Below are 16,754 nucleotides of genomic sequence, written 5' to 3'. Positions count from 1 at the left end.
ATTGTACGGGCGTTGACCCGCTCGCCCATTTCGCTATACGCTCGTTCAATGAACATGCGTACAACGAAAGTCGTGACCGACATCCTCCAGGCGGGCAAGACGGGAGACCATGAACGATTCCTCGACCTCATGGCTCCCGACGCCGTGATCGAGTGGCCGTACCGGCCGGAAGGCATGCCGGCCGAGCTGCGCGGCCGGGCGGAGATCGCCGCTTTCGTCTCCGCGCAGGGCTCGCTGATCAGCTTCGACGAGTATGTCGACCTGGTGCTGCACGAGACCGTCGACCCCGAGGTGGTCATCGTCGAGTACACCGCGAACGGCACGGTCACCGGCACAGGGGCGCCGTTCACCCAGCGGGTCATCGCCGTGTTCCAGGTCCGCGACGGTCAGGTGGTGTCCTACCGGGACTACATCAACCCGCTCCCGCTCATGAAGGTGCTGGAGTCCCATGACGGGTGATCCGCCCCGAGGCTCGGCGCCGAATCGTCGGCCGTCTACGAGAACCCGACACCGAGATGACGGTCTCCGTCCTGGCCCGAGCCGGCGTCGCGTACGATCTCGCCGGTTCTGAACCTATCGTGGGTGCCTGGCCGGCCTTGGCGGACGTGTGGCCCAAGTCGCCGGGCGGCCACGTCGGCGATCGGATCTGTGTGGAGATCCGCAGGCAGGCCGTGCTGGACGACACGTCGTGCTAGTGCTTCACGGAGAGCAGCCGGTCCACGGCGAACGGGACGATCCCTGGCTGCGCCGCCTTCGTACGCGCCGAGCTCTGACCGCAGAGCCCCAGCAGCAGGTAGTCGACAGTGGCGTAGTCGATGGGGCTGATCACGATGTTGCCGTTCTCGTCCAGGCTCTGGTACTTCGTGCGGTTGACACCCATGGAAAGCTGGCGGGCGCCGTCCGGGCTGGTGTAGGAGTCGGTGGCCATGCCGAAGACGCCGCCGCTGTGCCCCCAGAACCGTCCGCACGGCAGGTCGGTGGCGTAGATGCCGAGGCCATAGGCTCCCGACACCCCGGCCACGGGCACCGTCTTCTGCATCTCGGCCAGCTCGGCGGGGCCGATCAGCTCGCCGCGCAGCAGCTTCCGGTAGAACTGGTTGAGGTCGTCCATCGTGGACACGACCGCGCCCGCCGTGGTGATCCACGACATGTTGTAGACGCTGTAGTCCTTGGGCGGGTCGATGAAGCCGAACATCGACTCGTACGCCTTGGAGTGCGGGCCGGGGATGACCGGCGTGCGCGGGAAGGACGTATGCCGCAGGCCCGCCTTGCGGATGATGTTGCGGGTGATGTACCGCTCGGCGTTCTCGCCCGTCACCTTCTCCAGGAGCAGGCCGGCAAGCAGGTAGTTGGTGTTGGAGTAGATCCCCGGCGTGGCGCCCGGCTCGCCGGTCGGCGCGGCGGCCAGGCCCAGATCGACCAGTTCCCGCCGGGAGAAGGTACGGAAACGGTTGTCGTCGAGGCTCTCGAACGTGCCCTGGAGCAGCGAAGGGAAGGCCGGGCCCACATGGTCGGCGATGTGGCTCGTATGGTTGAGCAACATCCGTACGGTGATCTTCTGGCCGCGCTCGCCGGGCACCACGTCGGGCAGGTAGCGGGCGATGGGGGCGTCCAGCTCGACGGTGCCGCGTGCCACCTGCTGGAGCAGGGCCACCGCGGTGAACGTCTTGGTGATGCTGCCGACCCGGTGCAGCATGTCGGGGCGTACGGGGCGGTTCGTGGCGACGTCCGCCACGCCGGCGGCGCCCCGCCAGTCGCGTTCGCCGTCGCGGACGGCGGAGTAGATGCCGTACATGCCGGCCTCGTGCACGGCGTTCAGCGACCGGCGCAGCGCCTGCCGGTCGGGGCCGGTCTCACGCGCAGGCGCGGCCGGGGTGGGGGCGGCCTGGGCCGGGGTGGCCGCCAGTAACATTCCGGCGGTCAGGGCGACGGCCGAGGTGCTCTTTCCAAGCGTCCGGATGTTCATGGCGTAAGCATGATCGAAATGGTGGTTCGGCGGTCAGTCCCGGCTGTCATCGGCTCCACATGACAGGAGTCATGATCGGTCCTGAGGACGGCGGCGCGGCGGTCCGGGTCGCTCCCCGGTCGTTCACACGAAGAAGCCGATGATGCGGCTGATGCGGCCTCCGCTGAACTCGACCACGTCGTAGCCGGTGGCGACCGTGCCGAGCCGCCAGGTGAACAGGGCGTGGTCGTGGTGGGTGCTGATCACGGTGTCGAGGGTGAAGAGCAGGTCTCCGAAGCTCAGCTGAGCCTTGGCGATCACGTTCGACAGTTCGGCGTGTCCGCGCAGGCCCGCGTTGTCGGGGTCGGTGTAGAGCGAGTCGTCGGTGAGGACGGACGTCATCAACGTCATCCGGGCGGTGTCGTCCCGCTCGTTCCAGACGTCGAGGTACTTGAGGATCAGGTTGTCGGTGTTCATGCGGTTGCTCCTTCGAGAGTGTGGGATCGGGAGGGTTCGAGGGCGATGGCGGCCAGGCCCAGCGTTCCTACATGCCCAAGAATTATTACACGGCGTTCAATATTCAAGCCCTGTAAGGTGTCGGTATGGAAGCGACCATGAGCCGACGCGAACGACTGCGCGCCCAGACCAGCGCCGAGATCAAGGCGATCGCGCTCAAGCTCATGGCCGAGGGCGGCCCCGACGCGATCTCGCTGCGCGCCATCGCACGTGAGATGGGCATGACGGCGGGCGCGATCTACAGCTACTTCGCCACTCGCGACGACCTGGTCACGACACTGATCGGCGACGTCTACACCTCGCTCGTCGAGGCCGCCGAGGCGGCGCGCGACGCGGTGCCCGAGTCCGATGCCGGTGGGCGGATCATGGCGTGGGCGCAGGCCGTACGAGAATGGGCTCTTGCCAACCCCGAGGGTTTCCGGCTCATTTACGGCGATCCGGTGCCCGGCTACCGGGCGCCGGACCACAGCCCCGGCATCGCCGCCGAGGCGCGCGCCTGCACCGGCATCACGGGTCTCGTGGCCGCCGCGTGGCCGGTCGCCGGGAGCGCTAGCCACGACTATGACTGGGCCGACTTCGACCCCGGCCTGGTCGCGCACACCCGGGAGGAGTTCCCCGACCTGCCGCCCGCGGGGCTGGCTCTGACCATGCGCGTGTGGGGGCGTATGCACGGCTTGATGGCGCTGGAGATCTACGGGCACCTGCGCGGGATCGTCCACGACCCGGCGGCGGTCTTCCGCGACGAGATGCGCGACCTCATCGCCTCACTCGGGCTCTAGTACGCGAAGCTGCGGTTCACGGTCGTGATGGCCAACGTCCAGGCGGGGCTGTCAGGCGCGCCACCGATTGTCTGAACCGGCGAAGGGGGCTACCGGACAATCGGCGGGCCCTGAAGACTTCGGGAACGCGTCGGCGACGCGGGGGATGTCGATGCGGTCGCCGACAGGTGCAGGGTTGTGAGCTGCCTGTTCCTGCTCAGGCGGGAACAGAGGGACAGGCGGCGGCCCCGCGTTGTGCACTGAGTTTCGTGCCCGTCCCGGAGACGGGCCGGAGATCACTCATCAACAGTGACAAGAGGTGACGGCATGACCAAGACGACGCTCAAACTGGCCGCGATCGGGCTGCTGACCGCGACCGGACTCGCCATGGCCGCCGGCCCGGCGGCCGCCAAGGACAACCTCTTCCCCTCCAGCGGCGGGATCGCCCCCATGGGCAACGACTACTGGCCCAGCGGTGGCGGGATCGCCCCGAAGGACGACTACTACCCAGGCCACGGTGGGATCGCCCCGATGAAGGACGACTTCTACCCAGGCCACGGTGGAATCGCCCCGATGAAGGAGGACTACTACCCCAGCACCGGCGGGTGAGCGCCGGGCTGGATTTCCGGCCCGGACTTTGAGCAAGGCCAGGCTCGCGCCCTGCCAAGGGATGCGAGCCTGGCGCGTACGGCATGAGCGCCCCTGCCCGAGACGCCTCCCAAGCAGGACGCCCGCGGCCACCGTGCCACCCACACTCGCGGGCAGTGGCCTGGCCCTCTGGCGACTTCTCCCGGATCGCCGCAGAACTCCCGTCTCTGCGAACGCAGTCAACAGGGCTGCATCGTGTCCACACCCGCGGCGGCAAGAGCACCCCGTCAAACCAGGAAGAACGTGGCCAGTGTGCGGGCGACCAGTGCGGGATCGTTCTCCATGGGGATGTGACCGGCCTTCGCGACCCGCACCAGCGTCGTGTTCGGCACCTCATCGGCGAACCGCTGCGCGTAGCCGACCTTCTGGAAGGTGTCGTCCTCGCCCCACACCAGCAGCTTCGGCGCGTCACAGGCAAGCAGGGCAGGCATGAGGTCGAGGGTGTATCGGCTGTCGGCGGCGCCGGCCAGCGCCATCCAGGAACGCCCTACGCGTGGGTCGCGCCACGGATCGAGATAGTCGGCCATCTCCCCTTCGGTGGCAGGCCGGGCCAGGGCGGTGGAAACGGCCACGCGCCGGGCGGCGAGCAACTCCTCCACGGTGGTGGCGGCGACCACGGCGGGGTCGCGGTAGCGCGCCACGCCGGGCACCGGCCAGGAGTCGTAGCTCACCGAGTTGACCAGCGCCAGCCGGGGAACGGTCAGCTCGCCGCCGACCAGCAGATGCTGGGCGACCGCGCCGCCGATGTCGTGCCCGGCCACGCCCGCTGACGCGTCCATGCCGAGCGCCGTCGCGAACCGCGCCACCCAGGCGGCCAGTGCGGGCACGGTGGCCGTCTCCAGCGTCAACTCCCCCTCCGAGCGGCCCAGGCCGGGGAGGTCGACGGCGACCGGCCGCAACCCGGCCGCCGCCAGGTCGTCGAGCACCGGCAACCAGACCCGGCTCCAATAGGTGCCGTGGAGCAACAGGACCTGCGGGCCGTACTCCCCCGCCGTCAGATAGCTCGCCATGCGGCCGTCAACGTCGATCATCATGCGTGTGGACATGGCCATAACCATCAGGGAATGAGCCAGCGCTGGTCAAATACCGCTTAGGGTATGGCCCCATGACGTTGACGCAGCTCCGAGCGCTGATCGCGGTGGCCGAGCAAGGAGGATTCACCGCGGCGGCGGACCTGATCGGCATGTCCCAGCCCGCCGTCAGCCGCGCCATCGCCAGTCTCGAACGCGAGCTCGGCGCCCCCCTGTTCGTCCGGCACACCGACGGCATCGCCCTCACCGAGGCCGGGCGGCGGGCCCACCTCCGCGCTCGCGAGGCCCTGCGCCACTTCGACCTGATCCGCGCGGAGGTGGCAGCCGCCGCCGGTGAGGTCACCGGGCCGCTCCGGCTGGCCAGCCTGCCCAGTGCCACCGGCACCCTGATCGCCCCCCGGTTGCGGATCTTCACCGATCGCTACCCCCAGGTCCAGGTGCGTCTGTTCGAGGGGGCCGACGACGACGTACGCGGCTGGCTGCACGGGGGCGCGGCCGAGGTCGGTGTGGTCACGCTCCCGGCCCCCGGTCTGCACACGATCCCGCTCAGCACCCACGAGATGGTCGCCGTGGTACCGGCCGACCATCGCCTGGCCGGGCAGGAGACCGTCCACATCGCGGACCTGACCGGGCAGCCGTTCATCCTCACCACGGCGGGCTGCCGCCCGCTCATCACCGAAGCGGCACGTCAGGGCGGCGCCCAGCTCGACATCGCCCACGAGGCCGGCGGCCAATCGGCCATCCTCGAAATGGTGGCCGCGGGCCTCGGCGTCAGCATCGTGCCCACGCTCGGCCTGCCGGCCGAGCTCGGGCCGGTCACGACCAGGCCGCTCGAACCGCGGCTCACCCGGACGCTCGCCCTGGCCGTCCTGGCACCGAACGACTGCGGGCCCGCCGTACGAGCCTTCCTCGACCTGGCCGAGTCCGGCTGATACGGCGTTCCTGTTCCAGGCACGGGATCGGCTGTCTCCCTGAGTGGGCTCATGACGGCTGACCGTCCGGCGCGTCCAGCAGGTCGTACTCGGCAGGCCCAGCGCCGCCGAGTTGGTCGACAGGCTGGTGGCCTCTGAACGCGAGCGGCGCCCTGGCAAGCGGACGGGAATCCCATGGATCCGGACAGAGCGCTGCCCGGCTCGTTCTGGACCCGGTCTCGAACTGCTTTGCTCCTGGTCGGAGCCGAGTGCGGAAGTGAAAGACGGTCGGAGTGGGCGGGGGTTCGGGAGCCGCTGTTGGTGACCGCCCGGCGCGTCCGATGAATTGCGCCGGGAGTAATTAGCCCCTTCTCGGGCGGCCGGGAATTGTCCGGTGGCGGTCCGCGCGGCGGCGATTCCGCATGCCCGGAACGTGGGGGGCGACTTTGTTCGAGCTCCTTTGTCTGCGTGGAAAACGGAGAGGGCCGTGGCATGAATGTCACAGAACAACGTTGGCATGTCCTGATGGCGCACCGCACGCGGCTGGTGGCCTTGGCGATACGCATGGGGGCGGGGGCGGACGCGGAGGACGTCGTCCAGGACGCGTTGTTGCGTACCGCCACGTTCGCCAGGCTGGAGGAGGAACGGGCGTGGCCCTTCCTCGCCACCGTCACGGCGCGACTTGTGGTCGACCACCACCGCCGGATGGCCCGCGAACAGGCGTTACGCCGTCACGCGGCGCTGATGCCGCGCCCCCACGGCTTCGAGGACACCGTGGCCGACTGGGACGAGGCCCGGCGCGCGGCACCCCTGATCGCGCTGCTCGATCCCGAGATCCGTCATGTGGCCCACCTGCGAATGGAGGGCGCCACCTGGGGGCAGATCGGCGTCGCGCGCGGTGAATCGGCCGCCGCCGTCGAGATGCGGTATCGCCGTGCGACAGCCCCGGTACGGCGGGCCATGAACCGTCCGGCCGGAAATCGGCGATGAATTGTGTCGAGCTCGCCGTCCAGGGACGTACTACTCATGAAAGGTTCGCTCGCTCAAGCCGATATGCGATTCTTGGCGATCGCGGAAAAGGACAGCCATGAGAAGCCTGCGAAGGCGTATTCCGCTCGTACGGCATGCGTTCGTCGTGTTGCTGGCGGCGCTCGCCTGCTTGACGCTCGCGCCCGCAGCGGGAGCGGAGAGCAGGACGGTCCAGAAGGTCTCGTCGTCCCCGGCGGATCCCGACACCGAACTGGCCACCACCGAGAACGGCGAGGAACCGCTGGACTCCATCTCCAGCGAGGACTATCTCGCGAAGCTCGCCCAGAACGACGTCATCGTCTCGGCCGAGGAACGGACCCAGATTCTGGCGAGTTCCTGCTGGATCTACACCGGCTACCGGGGCGGCAAGAACCGCGTCGGCCAATGGCTCTGGAAGTATTTCCAGAGAATGGACTACTGCCGCGACGGCAGCCGGATCACCAGCGCCCATTTCTACGTCAGGTGGGCCGAGGTCTACATGGTGGGCTGGTCGTTCAAGAACCACGAGTCGCTCGTGAGCAACGGCGGCCGGGGATCGGCCCAGTGGCGCAAGCGGACCCAGGGCGTCTTCTGCCTTGTCCCGTACGTCTCCTGCATCCAGGAATCGCACCCCTGGGTGGACATGACCGTCTACGGTAACGGCGCGAAGTCCTTCAGCGCCGGCGGCTGAGGCCGGACATGAGGGAGCGCCGGTCCGGGAGGCCCCGGGCCGGCGCTCTGTGATTCCCGGATTCGGCAGCGACTTGATCTCGCCAGAGAAGCGAGTCCAGGCTGACGATCAGCGGCCAGACCTGCCAGAGAGACTGCAGCTACGGCAGCCGGGATGAACCTTTTCAGCATGAGTTCTCCTCATCGGTTGCCTGGGCGGCCCCGGGTCGTGACATGGCCGGCCCGCCGAGCAGATAACGGCAGGCAGGGGCCAGTCTCGGAGGCTGCTGGATTGCCTGGAAGCCCGATTCGTCACCCGGACAAACTTGATCATCTTCACGCGGCTGGGTACGTTGTGCTGGTTTGCCCGTATTCGGGGATATGGGGGATCGTGTGGGGCGTCGTGAACGACCGGTCGATCCGGCGGACGGCCCGGTAGCCGCCTTCGCCGTGGAGCTGCGCAAGCTCCGCTGGGAGGCGGGCGGCCTGTCCTACCGGGCGATGGCCGCTCGGGTGCCGTGCTCGGCCGCCACGCTCGCTCAGGCCGCGGCAGGAGACCGGTTTCCGACCCTGCCGGTCACCCTCGCGTACGTGCAGGCGTGCGGCGGGGACATCGAGCAGTGGCGGACCCGGTGGGAGGAGGCCCTCGCCGCCGTCCGTGAGGCCACCGCCGTGGGCGGGGATGTGTCCCAGGCGCCGTATCGGGGGCTGGCCAGGTTCGAGGCAGCCGATCAGGCGTACTTCTTCGGCCGGACCGCGCTGGTCGAGCGGGTGGCCGAGCTGGTGGACGCGTATCGCCTGGTCGTGGTGGTGGGCCCGTCGGGCTGCGGCAAGTCCTCGCTGCTGCGCGCCGGGCTGGTGCCGAAGCTGCGGCCGCGCGTGGTGCGGGTGGTGACACCGGGCGCCCATCCGCGGGCGGTGCTGCCGGAGGCCGCCGCGGACGAGGTGATCGTGGTGGACCAGTTCGAGGAGACGTTCACCCTGTGCCAGGACCCGGACGAACGCCAGGCGTTCATCGACGCCCTGGTCAATGGTCAGGCCGGCCGGGTGGTGCTGGCCGTACGCGCGGACTTCTTCGACCGCTGCGCGCGCCATCCCGCGCTAATGGAAGCCGTCCGGGACTCCACGGTCCCGGTCGGCCCGATGAGCCGGAGCGATCTGCGTGAGGCGATCACCAAACCGGCCGCGGCGGCCGGGCTGATCGTCCAGCGCGAACTGACCGCCACCGTCATCGAGGAGGTGGCGGGCGAGCCCGGCGGGCTGCCGCTGATGTCGCACGCCCTGCTGGAGACCTGGCGCCGCCACCACGGCAAGGCACTCACCCTGGCCGACTACGAAGCCACCGGCGGCATCCACGGCGCCGTCGCCCACACCGCCGAGACCCTCTACACCGACCTGCCCCCCACCCATCGGCAGCGATTACGCGAGCTGCTGCTGCGCCTGGTCACGCCGGGCGAGGCAGGCACGCAGGACACCCGCCGCCCGGTACGGCGCGCCGAACTGCTCACAGCCGACCCTCTCGACCCCGGTCCGGTCCTGCTGGAACGACTGGCCGCCGCCCGGCTGATCACCCTGGACGACGACACCGCCGACCTGGCCCACGAAGCGCTGCTGACCGCCTGGCCCCGCCTGCGCGACTGGGTGGAGGAAGACCGCGAACGACTGCGCGTCCACCGCCGCCTCACCGAAGCGGCCACCACCTGGAACGACCACGCCCGCGACCCCGGCGCCCTCTACCGCGGCCTGCAACTGGCCACCGCCCGCGAACACCTCACCGAACACCTCGACACACTCACCCCCGAGGAGCGGGCCTTCCTACAGGCCGGCACAGCCGCCCACCAGAACGCACGCCGCCGACGCGGACTGCGGACCTCGGTCCTGTCGGTCGTGGTCGTACTCGCGCTGGTGGCGGCGTCATTGGCCTGGCAGCAGAACACGGTCAGTAGCCGGCAGCGGCGCGAGGCGCACGCCCGCCAGATGGTCGGCACCGCCGAGAGTCTGCGCCGGTCCGACCCGCGCCTGGCCATGCAGCTCAGCCTGGCGGCCTGGCGCCTGGCCGATCTCCCTGAGACCCGCGCGGCACTTCGTACGGCCGGACTGCAACCTGAGCAGGACACCTTCACCGACCCCGACCAGTCGGAGGAGACCATGCGCTGGCTCAGCGCTGACGGACGCTCGCTCATCAGCGCCGGCGCCACCCAGGTCACCCGCTGGGACCTGGACACGCGACAGCGTCTGTCCGTCGCGCCCGGGCTCGGCGCGCTGCTACCGAACACCGGGGTGGGCAGCGGTGACGCTCGATGGCTGCCTGTCATCGACCGGGCCACCGCCGAGGTGACGCTGTGGGACCTGGTGAACGGCCGCCACGACCTACGCCCGCTGGACACCGCCAACCAGGGCAGCGAGATCGCCCCGAGCGGCCGCTACCTGATCACCTACCACGCCGCCGGCTCCCGCTACCGAGTCAGCGTGTGGGACCCGGGCACCCGGCGACAGGTGCTGCGGGTGAGTACGCCGAGGAAGAAGAAGCCCGCCGCGCGGAAGCAGACCTGGATCAACGGGGCGCTCGCGCGTGAGCAGCATTCCGGTCGTGCGCGGAGCGAGAGAGACACTCCCGACGCCGCGCTCAGCGCCGACGACCGGACCCTCGCGCTCTGTGTGCCGGGCGCGCCGCTGCAACTGTGGGACCTGCCCTCCGGACGCAGACGCGAGCTGCCGGGGGCACCCGTACTCTCAGGGCAGCAGTGCCGGGACGAACGGGTGAGTCTCGCGCCGGACGGACGGCGGCTGCTGCTGACCACCGAGACCAAGATCCGCCAGTGGGAGCTGCCGTCGGGCAAGGAGGGCCCCTACGTGGACGAGCTGGCCGTGCACGATGTCAGCTTCAGCGCCGACGGCGCCTTCCTCATGGCCGCCGGTGTCGACGGGTACGTGGTACTGCGGATGAGCCAGCTCGACAGCCCGCTCTTCCGTTACCCCTACAGCGGCGCCAATGCCGCGAGCCTGCACCTCGACCCGGCTGCCAACCGCGTCCGATTCATCGTCGGCCCCCGTGGAGGGACGGGATGGCCGGCGACCGTGCGCACACTTCAGCTGAGCACCGCCCCGGACATCCCCCGGTACGACGAGAGGGCGCAGTCGGCCACCTTCAGCCTTACCGGCGACAAGCTGGCCACCGTGTACCGGGACCGGGTCGAGCTTGGCGACGTCAAGTCCGGACGACGCCTCCCAGGACCGCCCCGGGTGCCCTGCCCGGGAGGCACGTTCTGGACTCCTCGCTGCTGGATGATCGCCGGTTTCCGCCACGACGGCCAGGCCATCGCGTACGGCGACCGCTTCGGCGGGCCGTTCAGTGCGAAGGTATGGGATCTCACGCAACAGCGCGTCACCGCCGTCTCCCCGCCCATCCCTTTCGCAGCCGGCCTCGCGTTCGCCGGCGGAGGCGGCACTCTCCTCGCCGTCGGCCAGGCCGGCGATGTCCGGACCTCACCTTCCACGTCGTTCACCTCATGGGACATCCGCGCCGGCACCGCTCCCGCGAAAACACCCGGTCTCGCGGGAGACGCGATCATCGTCGATCCACGCGAACGTGTTCTCGTCACGTCGAGGGGCGACGTCGCCGACCTGGCCGCGGGCCGGGTGATCCCGCGTACCAGCGGACCTGGACCGGGCAAGGCCCTGGCTTTCAGCCGCGACGCGAGCCTCTTCGCCGTGGGCGACGCGGCGGGTCAGATCGCCTTGTGGGACGGCGACGTACGACGCCACCTCGGCACGCTCACGCCCGCCTCGGCCTCCGGGCCCGTCACCGCGCTCGCGTTCTCCGCGGACGGGCAGGTGCTCGCCGCCGGCAGGGTCAACGGTGACGTGCAACTTTGGGACACGGCCGTGCGGCAGCCGATCGGAGCGCCCATCCGCACCCCGGCCGGCACGGTCCTGGCGCTGAGAGTGGACGACGAGGCCCTGTACGTGGCCGGCATACACGTTCCCCTCCTGCGCTACGCCCTCACACCGGCCGCCGCGGCCGCCGCCGTCTGCCGCCGAGCGGGCCAGGACCTCACCGCCGAGAACTGGTCGGCCTACTTTCCCGGATACCCCTACCGGTCCACCTGCGGTGGCGACGCCCGCCGGAACGTACCGGCCGCCTCGCCACCCCGGGCGGGAGCAATCAGTCCGTCGCAAAGGATCAGTTGGTGAGCCGCAGCGTCGTTCGTGCACGGGCGAGAGCGTCGGCGTTCATACGCGTGATCGCGGTGACGTCGCTTGCGTGATCCTGAAGAGTCTTCGCGTAGTAGCGGTCCTCAACCTGAATGCGGTGTGCCGCGTACGCTGGCCTGGCACCATACGGCTGAGCGCCGCTGAGCTGCCCGGTCCGAGGCCGGGCGGGTTCCGAAGCGACGTACGCGAGCTGCGGAAACGCGGCCGGGAGTGGGCGTCAGGTCGTCTCGTGCCTGTTCCATGCGCGTACGTGTGAGACGTCGATGAGTTCGGCTCCGTCTCCGAGCGGCAGCGCCGCGGGGGCCCTGCCCTCGACGAACCGGTCGAGGAACGCCAGCGTCAGCGCCCCCACGAGCCGGGTGACGCGCTCCCCGTCCACGAGGCCGAGGTGGCCGCCATGGCCGAGGCGCTGCTTGTCAGGCAGCAGCGCCAGGTCCGTGAAATCCCGGTGCATGGCGTCGGTGACCTTGACCCGGACGACGTCCCCGCGCAACCCCATGTGGCCGAACTCCTCGTAGAACAGGTCGCTGTGGTGCGCACGGCCCTTGAAGTCCGCGTACAGACCGAGGATCGGCACGCGGGCGGGGTGGCCGAAGAGGTCGGGCGCGAGGTGCATGCCGTCGAGGTTGACGGCGGCGCGCCCGCGCGGGTCGGCGTGCGCGGCGCTGACGGCGGCGCACCCGCCGAGGGACATTCCCATGTAGGTCAGTCGCGTCAGGTCGCAGGCGCCGGCGAGGTCGCCGAAGGGGCCGTCCGGTGTCGCGGCCGACAGCGCGTCGGTGACGGCGATCATGCGGTCGCGCCACTGCCGGACGAGTGGGACCACCTTGCCGTTCTCCCAGAGGTCGGCGAACCAGGCGTGGCGGGCGTCGAGGTCGTCTCCGAGCGGCGTGTAGCGCTCCAGCCGTTTGAACAGGTCGACGGCCGAGGCGAAGAGCGGCTCCTCCGATCCGAGCCGCGATCCGTCGGGCCGCGCGGCGAAACCGCCGCCGTGCTGGAGCACGCTGACGGCGACGTGACCGTGGGAGGCGAGTTCGGTCAGCAGCGCGGTGTTCTGTGCGGGGTACAGGTCGGCGCCGTGGGAGAACACGATCGTCGGATGAGGCCCCGGCCTGGCGGGGGCGTCGCGGTGGTCGTGGGTGAGCGCCGCGGCGAGCGCGGCGGTGGTGGTGGCGGGCGGCCAGGTCGGGTTGCGGCGGGCGGTCCACTCCAGCAGCAGGTCCCGCTCGCTTCCGGCCGCGTACGGCCGGGGCCGGCCCGTCGCCGCCGCCGGGTACCAGACCCGCATCAGCAGCGGACCCGCCTCGACGTCCCGGACGCCGGCCGGATAAGGGCCGGTGGGGCGGGGAAGGTTCACCTCAGGCATCGGCGCCGCTCCCCCTCAACCAGATCAGCCCGTCGCCGAGCCGGCTGCGCCACCAGGTCTCGTCGTGGCCGCCGGCGAACTCGCGGTATCGGTAGTCGTAGCCCTTGAGTGTGAGTACGTCGCGCAGGTGCCTGCTGGCGTGCACCTGTCCGGGGGTGGCGGGCGGCGGCCCGGTCTCGAACGTCCCGACCTCCTGGTAGATCCGGGTCGGCACGGGGTCGGCCCGCATGAACTCGTCGATGAGCACGGGCGTCCTGGACCTGCCGCCGACGACCGTGGCGGCCGGATCGGCGGCGGCGGCGGTGGGGTCGGCGAGGCGGGCGTAGGCACGCAGGGTGTCCGGGTCCCACCAGACCGATCCCGACAACATGAGCACACCGCCGAACACGTCAGGGTGCGTCAATCCGGTGTAAGCCGCGCACAGCCCGCCCAGGCTGCAGCCGGTGATGACGGTCGCCGCCGGGTCAGAGGTGAGGGGGTGGCGGCGCCGCGCCCACGGCAGCAGGTCCTCGGCCAGGTGGCGGGACCATTCCGCGTCGCAGGCGAGTTCCTTGTTACGGTCGTCCTGCTGGACGAACAGCGCCGCTGTGGGCAGGATCTTTCCCTCGGCGTGCAGGTTGTCGAGTACGGTGCTCGCGCTGTGTCCGGCATGACCGTCGAGCACGACCAGGACGCCCAGTGGAGCGCTCGGCTCGTCGTGGCCCGGCGGGAGGTACGTCCACACCTGCCTGCCGTCGTCGTACGTCCCTTCCACCACCGTCCCCCTCGGGACATCAGGGCGCCGGTCGGCCCACGACAGCGGCGCGGCGTCCGGGCACACCAGCACCGACCGCAGCGGAGGCACACCAGGGGTGGCCAGGGCGGCGAAGTCATGCGCTTCGCGGACCCGGGCGTACGGGTCGGGGACGTGCTCTACCCCGGACGCGTCGACGATCTCGAAACTGTAGGTGGTGCGTACGTCCGTCCTGATCCTCCAGGTGAGGAATCGGGTGGCGGTCCCCGGCGCCGGCGCCAGAGAGCGCCGTTGCGGCGGGAGCCCACTGACCGTCTCGACGACCCTGACCTGCTCGACCGGCCGGTCCGCCTTCCACAGGAAGGTCACCAGGCAAGCCTGCGGGTCGTCGGGACATCTCTCGATCAGCGGCGTACCGTCTTTCCGGAGCTCGGCCCACAACCTCGCCTCGCTCGCGGCCGGATCGTCCGACTCGAACAGAGCCTTGATCCGCGGGCTGAGCACGTCGTCACCCAATGTCGTCGGCCTCCCCTTTTTCATCTGTCTGGCTGCACGGAACCCAAGCACGGCACGGTGACGGCCGACCGAATCTATGAGCGATCGGTCGTGGCGGGCGGTGTGGCGACGGATCCGTGCCAGGGGTCGAGCGGGACCACCGCGACAGTGCGTCCGTCCGCGTCCAGGACCCGGCCCATACGTTTGACGACGCGCAGGGCGACCATCCGGTCCAGCACCTCCAGTGACGGGATCGCCCCCGCCATGCGTGCCTCGCCGTACGAGATGTCGGACATGTGGCGCAGCCACTGGCTGACGAAGAGGTTCGGCCGCGCCGCGACGGCGAAGCTGCCCCGGTTCTCCGGCAACGCGGCCAGCGCCCGCCCGACGGCGTCCAGATCGGCGGCCGGCACGCGCAGGAAGTAGTTGACGAGGATCGGCCAGCCCGCCGCCTCCTGCGTGACGTCGCACCTCATCGACACCAGCCCGGCGGCGAGCATCGCCGCCACCCGCCGACTGGTCGTCGAGGGGCTCTCGCCGACCTGCTCGGAGAGCGCCGCCACCGGGGCGCGGGCGTCCAGGCTGAGCGCTCGGAACAGCGCCCGGTGCCGCCCGGACAGGGCCAGCGGCCGGGCCGTACGTTCAGGGTGGCGGTCGAGGCTCCTGACCTCGGACCGCTCCAGCGCGTCCAGGCGCCACGAGCTGCCCTCGCCGTACACCTGGGTGATCGGGTAGAGCTCGGTACGCAGCACGCCCGGCAGTGTCTCGACCTGGGCGAGCACCAGGTCGGCCAGGGCTTGGAGGGAGTCGGCCATCAGGGTCAGGAACAGGCTGCGGCCGGAGCCGACGATCGTGATCGAAGCCACCCGCGGGTTGACGAGCAGGGCGGCGATCACGGACTCTCGGTCGGCCGGCCCGCATTCCACGTCGAGGTAGGCGGTCACGAGCCGGCGCAGGAGCGCGGGACCGGGCGTCACCAGCACCGACACCAGGCCGCGGTCCACGAGCCGCTGCCAGCGGCGGGCCGCGGTGATCGGGTGCTGGGCGCAGGCCGGGCCGATCGTGGTCCAGGGGGCTCGCGGCGCGAGCTGGACCGCGTGGATCAACCGGAGATCCTGCTCGCTGAGCTCCTGCCGCACGGATCCGTCGCCTCCAGCCCCTGGTTTGCCGATTCGCTGACGACAGCGGCGACCCGATGGGGGGACCTGCTGCACTCCAGCAACGAAGCCATCCAAGCAGGAGGAAGATCCGTGATACCCACCGGCCTGTTGGTGTCCCTGCGCCGAGCGCTGCACGCCGATCCTGAGCTGGGTCTGGCGTTGCCCCGTACCCAGCGGCGGGTGCTGGAGGGACTGGCCGGGCTCCCACTGGAGATCACCCTGGGAGCCGCCTCGACCTCGGTGACCGCGGTGCTGCGCGGCGGCCGTCCCGCCGTTGGGCGGCCGGTCGTCCTCCTGCGCGCCGACATGGACGCACTGCCGATCCAGGAGAGCACAGCCCTTCCCTACGCCTCCCGCAACCAGGGCGTGATGCACGCCTGCGGCCACGACCTGCACACCGCGATGCTCGTGGGCGCGGCGCACCTGCTGTGCGCCGTCCGTGACGACCTGCCGGGCGATGTGATCCTGATGTTCCAGCCGGGTGAGGAGGGGCACGACGGAGCCGCCGCGATGATCTCCGAGGGGGTGCTCGAGGCGGCCGGCGCTCCGCCGCTCGCGGCGTACGCGCTGCATGTGCAGTCCGTACGGCGGGCCGGCGTGTTCGCCACCCGTGCCGGAACCGTGTTGTCGGGCACGGCACGGATGCGCGTCACCGTGCACGGCAAGGGCGGCCACGGCGCCGTACCGCATCGTGCGCTCGACCCCGTGCCGCCGCTCGCCGAGATGATCACGGCCGTCCACGCCCTGGTGACACGCAGATTCGACGCCTTCGACCCGGTGGTCGTGACCGTCGGCCACGTGTCGGCCGGATCCCACGGCACCGCCATCCCCGCCTCGGCCTGCTTCGAGGCCACGATCCGCACCTATTCCGAACGTAATCGCGCGTCCGCCCGCCGTCTGCTGTGCGAGCTGGTCACGGGCATAGCGGCGGCGCACGGGACCACAGCGGAGATCGACTACGACGCCGAGCTGCCGGTCACCGTCACCGACCCCGCGGAGACCGCCTTCGCGAGCGACACGGTCGAACAGCTATGGGGCGCGCAACGGCTGGCCGCGATGCCCCACCCGCATCCCGCCTCCGAGGACTTCTCCCGCGTGCTGGCGCGGGTGCCCGGGGCCTTCGTGTTCCTGGGCGCGCGCCCGGCACGTCTGGGCCGCGACGAGGCGGAGGAGAACCACTCGCCACGCGCGGAGTTCGACGACGTGGTGCTGGACGACGGCGCGCGACTGCTGGCCGAACTCGCGGTACGGCGACTGGACGCGTACGCGATGAAGGCGGCGACGCGCATGTAGCGAACG

14 protein-coding genes are annotated in these 16,754 nt (G+C 70.4%); 8 read left to right on the top strand and 6 right to left on the bottom strand.

Going from position 1 to position 16,754, the window contains the following annotated elements; genetic code table 11:
- Positions 1–72 precede the first annotated feature (72 nt).
- Positions 73–459 (top strand): nuclear transport factor 2 family protein, encoded by a 387-nt coding sequence (locus tag IEZ27_RS32855; protein ID WP_229824567.1) that lies wholly within the window; start codon positions 73–75, stop codon positions 457–459.
- 232 nt (positions 460–691) lie between these two features.
- On the opposite strand, the gene IEZ27_RS32850 is transcribed toward IEZ27_RS32855, so the two are convergent.
- A complete protein-coding gene (locus IEZ27_RS32850) occupies positions 692–1,966 on the bottom strand; it encodes a serine hydrolase domain-containing protein (RefSeq protein WP_189650797.1) in 1,275 nt (424 codons plus the stop codon).
- Positions 1,967–2,089: 123 nt separating this feature from the next.
- On the bottom strand, positions 2,090–2,422 hold the full coding sequence (locus IEZ27_RS32845; RefSeq protein WP_189650796.1) for a nuclear transport factor 2 family protein: 333 nt from the start codon (positions 2,420–2,422) through the stop codon (positions 2,090–2,092).
- A gap of 125 nt (positions 2,423–2,547) precedes the next feature.
- Between IEZ27_RS32845 and IEZ27_RS32840 the strand changes: the two genes are divergently transcribed.
- Together IEZ27_RS32840 and IEZ27_RS32835 are read left to right on the top strand one after the other, a co-directional pair.
- Positions 2,548–3,240: a TetR/AcrR family transcriptional regulator gene (locus tag IEZ27_RS32840; protein ID WP_229824566.1), complete on the top strand. Its 693-nt coding sequence runs from the start codon at positions 2,548–2,550 to the stop codon at positions 3,238–3,240.
- A gap of 306 nt (positions 3,241–3,546) precedes the next feature.
- The gene (locus IEZ27_RS32835) at positions 3,547–3,828 is read left to right on the top strand and encodes a hypothetical protein (protein WP_189650795.1); all 282 of its coding nucleotides are present in this window, start codon (positions 3,547–3,549) and stop codon (positions 3,826–3,828) included.
- Between the two features lie 266 nt (positions 3,829–4,094).
- Here IEZ27_RS32835 and IEZ27_RS32830 read toward each other — a convergent pair whose 3' ends face one another.
- Positions 4,095–4,913, bottom strand: a complete 819-nt coding sequence (locus tag IEZ27_RS32830; RefSeq protein ID WP_229824565.1) for an alpha/beta fold hydrolase — start codon at positions 4,911–4,913, stop codon at positions 4,095–4,097.
- 59 nt (positions 4,914–4,972) lie between these two features.
- Between IEZ27_RS32830 and IEZ27_RS32825 the strand changes: the two genes are divergently transcribed.
- The 4 genes from IEZ27_RS32825 to IEZ27_RS32810 all read left to right on the top strand — a co-directional run bounded on the left by IEZ27_RS32825 (position 4,973) and on the right by IEZ27_RS32810 (position 11,680).
- Entirely contained in the window at positions 4,973–5,830 is an 858-nt protein-coding gene (locus IEZ27_RS32825; protein ID WP_189650794.1) for a LysR family transcriptional regulator, read from the top strand.
- A 504-nt stretch (positions 5,831–6,334) separates the two neighbouring features.
- Positions 6,335–6,799 carry an RNA polymerase sigma factor gene (locus IEZ27_RS32820; protein WP_189650793.1) on the top strand — a complete coding sequence of 155 codons (465 nt, stop codon included), beginning with the start codon at positions 6,335–6,337 and terminating at the stop codon, positions 6,797–6,799.
- A gap of 97 nt (positions 6,800–6,896) precedes the next feature.
- Complete coding sequence (locus IEZ27_RS32815) at positions 6,897–7,508, top strand: hypothetical protein (protein ID WP_189650792.1); 612 nt, start codon at positions 6,897–6,899, stop codon at positions 7,506–7,508.
- Positions 7,509–7,879: 371 nt separating this feature from the next.
- Positions 7,880–11,680 (top strand): NACHT and WD repeat domain-containing protein, encoded by a 3,801-nt coding sequence (locus IEZ27_RS32810; RefSeq protein WP_189650791.1) that lies wholly within the window; start codon positions 7,880–7,882, stop codon positions 11,678–11,680.
- Positions 11,681–11,918: 238 nt separating this feature from the next.
- On the opposite strand, the gene IEZ27_RS32805 is transcribed toward IEZ27_RS32810, so the two are convergent.
- The 3 genes from IEZ27_RS32805 to IEZ27_RS32795 all read right to left on the bottom strand — a co-directional run bounded on the left by IEZ27_RS32805 (position 11,919) and on the right by IEZ27_RS32795 (position 15,434).
- The gene (locus IEZ27_RS32805; protein WP_189650790.1) at positions 11,919–13,067 is read right to left on the bottom strand and encodes a dienelactone hydrolase family protein; all 1,149 of its coding nucleotides are present in this window, start codon (positions 13,065–13,067) and stop codon (positions 11,919–11,921) included.
- Positions 13,060–14,316, bottom strand: coding sequence for an alpha/beta hydrolase (locus IEZ27_RS32800; protein ID WP_189650789.1), 1,257 nt, complete (start codon positions 14,314–14,316; stop codon positions 13,060–13,062). The genes IEZ27_RS32805 and IEZ27_RS32800 overlap by 8 nt, the downstream gene beginning before the upstream one ends.
- Positions 14,317–14,390: 74 nt before the next feature.
- Entirely contained in the window at positions 14,391–15,434 is a 1,044-nt protein-coding gene (locus IEZ27_RS32795; RefSeq protein ID WP_229824564.1) for an Lrp/AsnC family transcriptional regulator, read from the bottom strand.
- A gap of 111 nt (positions 15,435–15,545) precedes the next feature.
- On the opposite strand from IEZ27_RS32795, the gene IEZ27_RS32790 reads away from it, so the two are divergent.
- Positions 15,546–16,748: a M20 metallopeptidase family protein gene (locus IEZ27_RS32790; RefSeq protein ID WP_229824563.1), complete on the top strand. Its 1,203-nt coding sequence runs from the start codon at positions 15,546–15,548 to the stop codon at positions 16,746–16,748.
- Positions 16,749–16,754: the final 6 nt, after the last annotated feature.

The sequence above is a fragment of the Nonomuraea spiralis genome (genome assembly GCF_014648435.1).
In the GTDB taxonomy this organism is placed as follows: Bacteria; Actinomycetota; Actinomycetes; order Streptosporangiales; family Streptosporangiaceae; genus Nonomuraea; species Nonomuraea spiralis.
The sequence above is the reverse complement of the archived record's forward strand: the minus strand, read 5'-3'. Positions and strand labels throughout refer to the sequence as shown.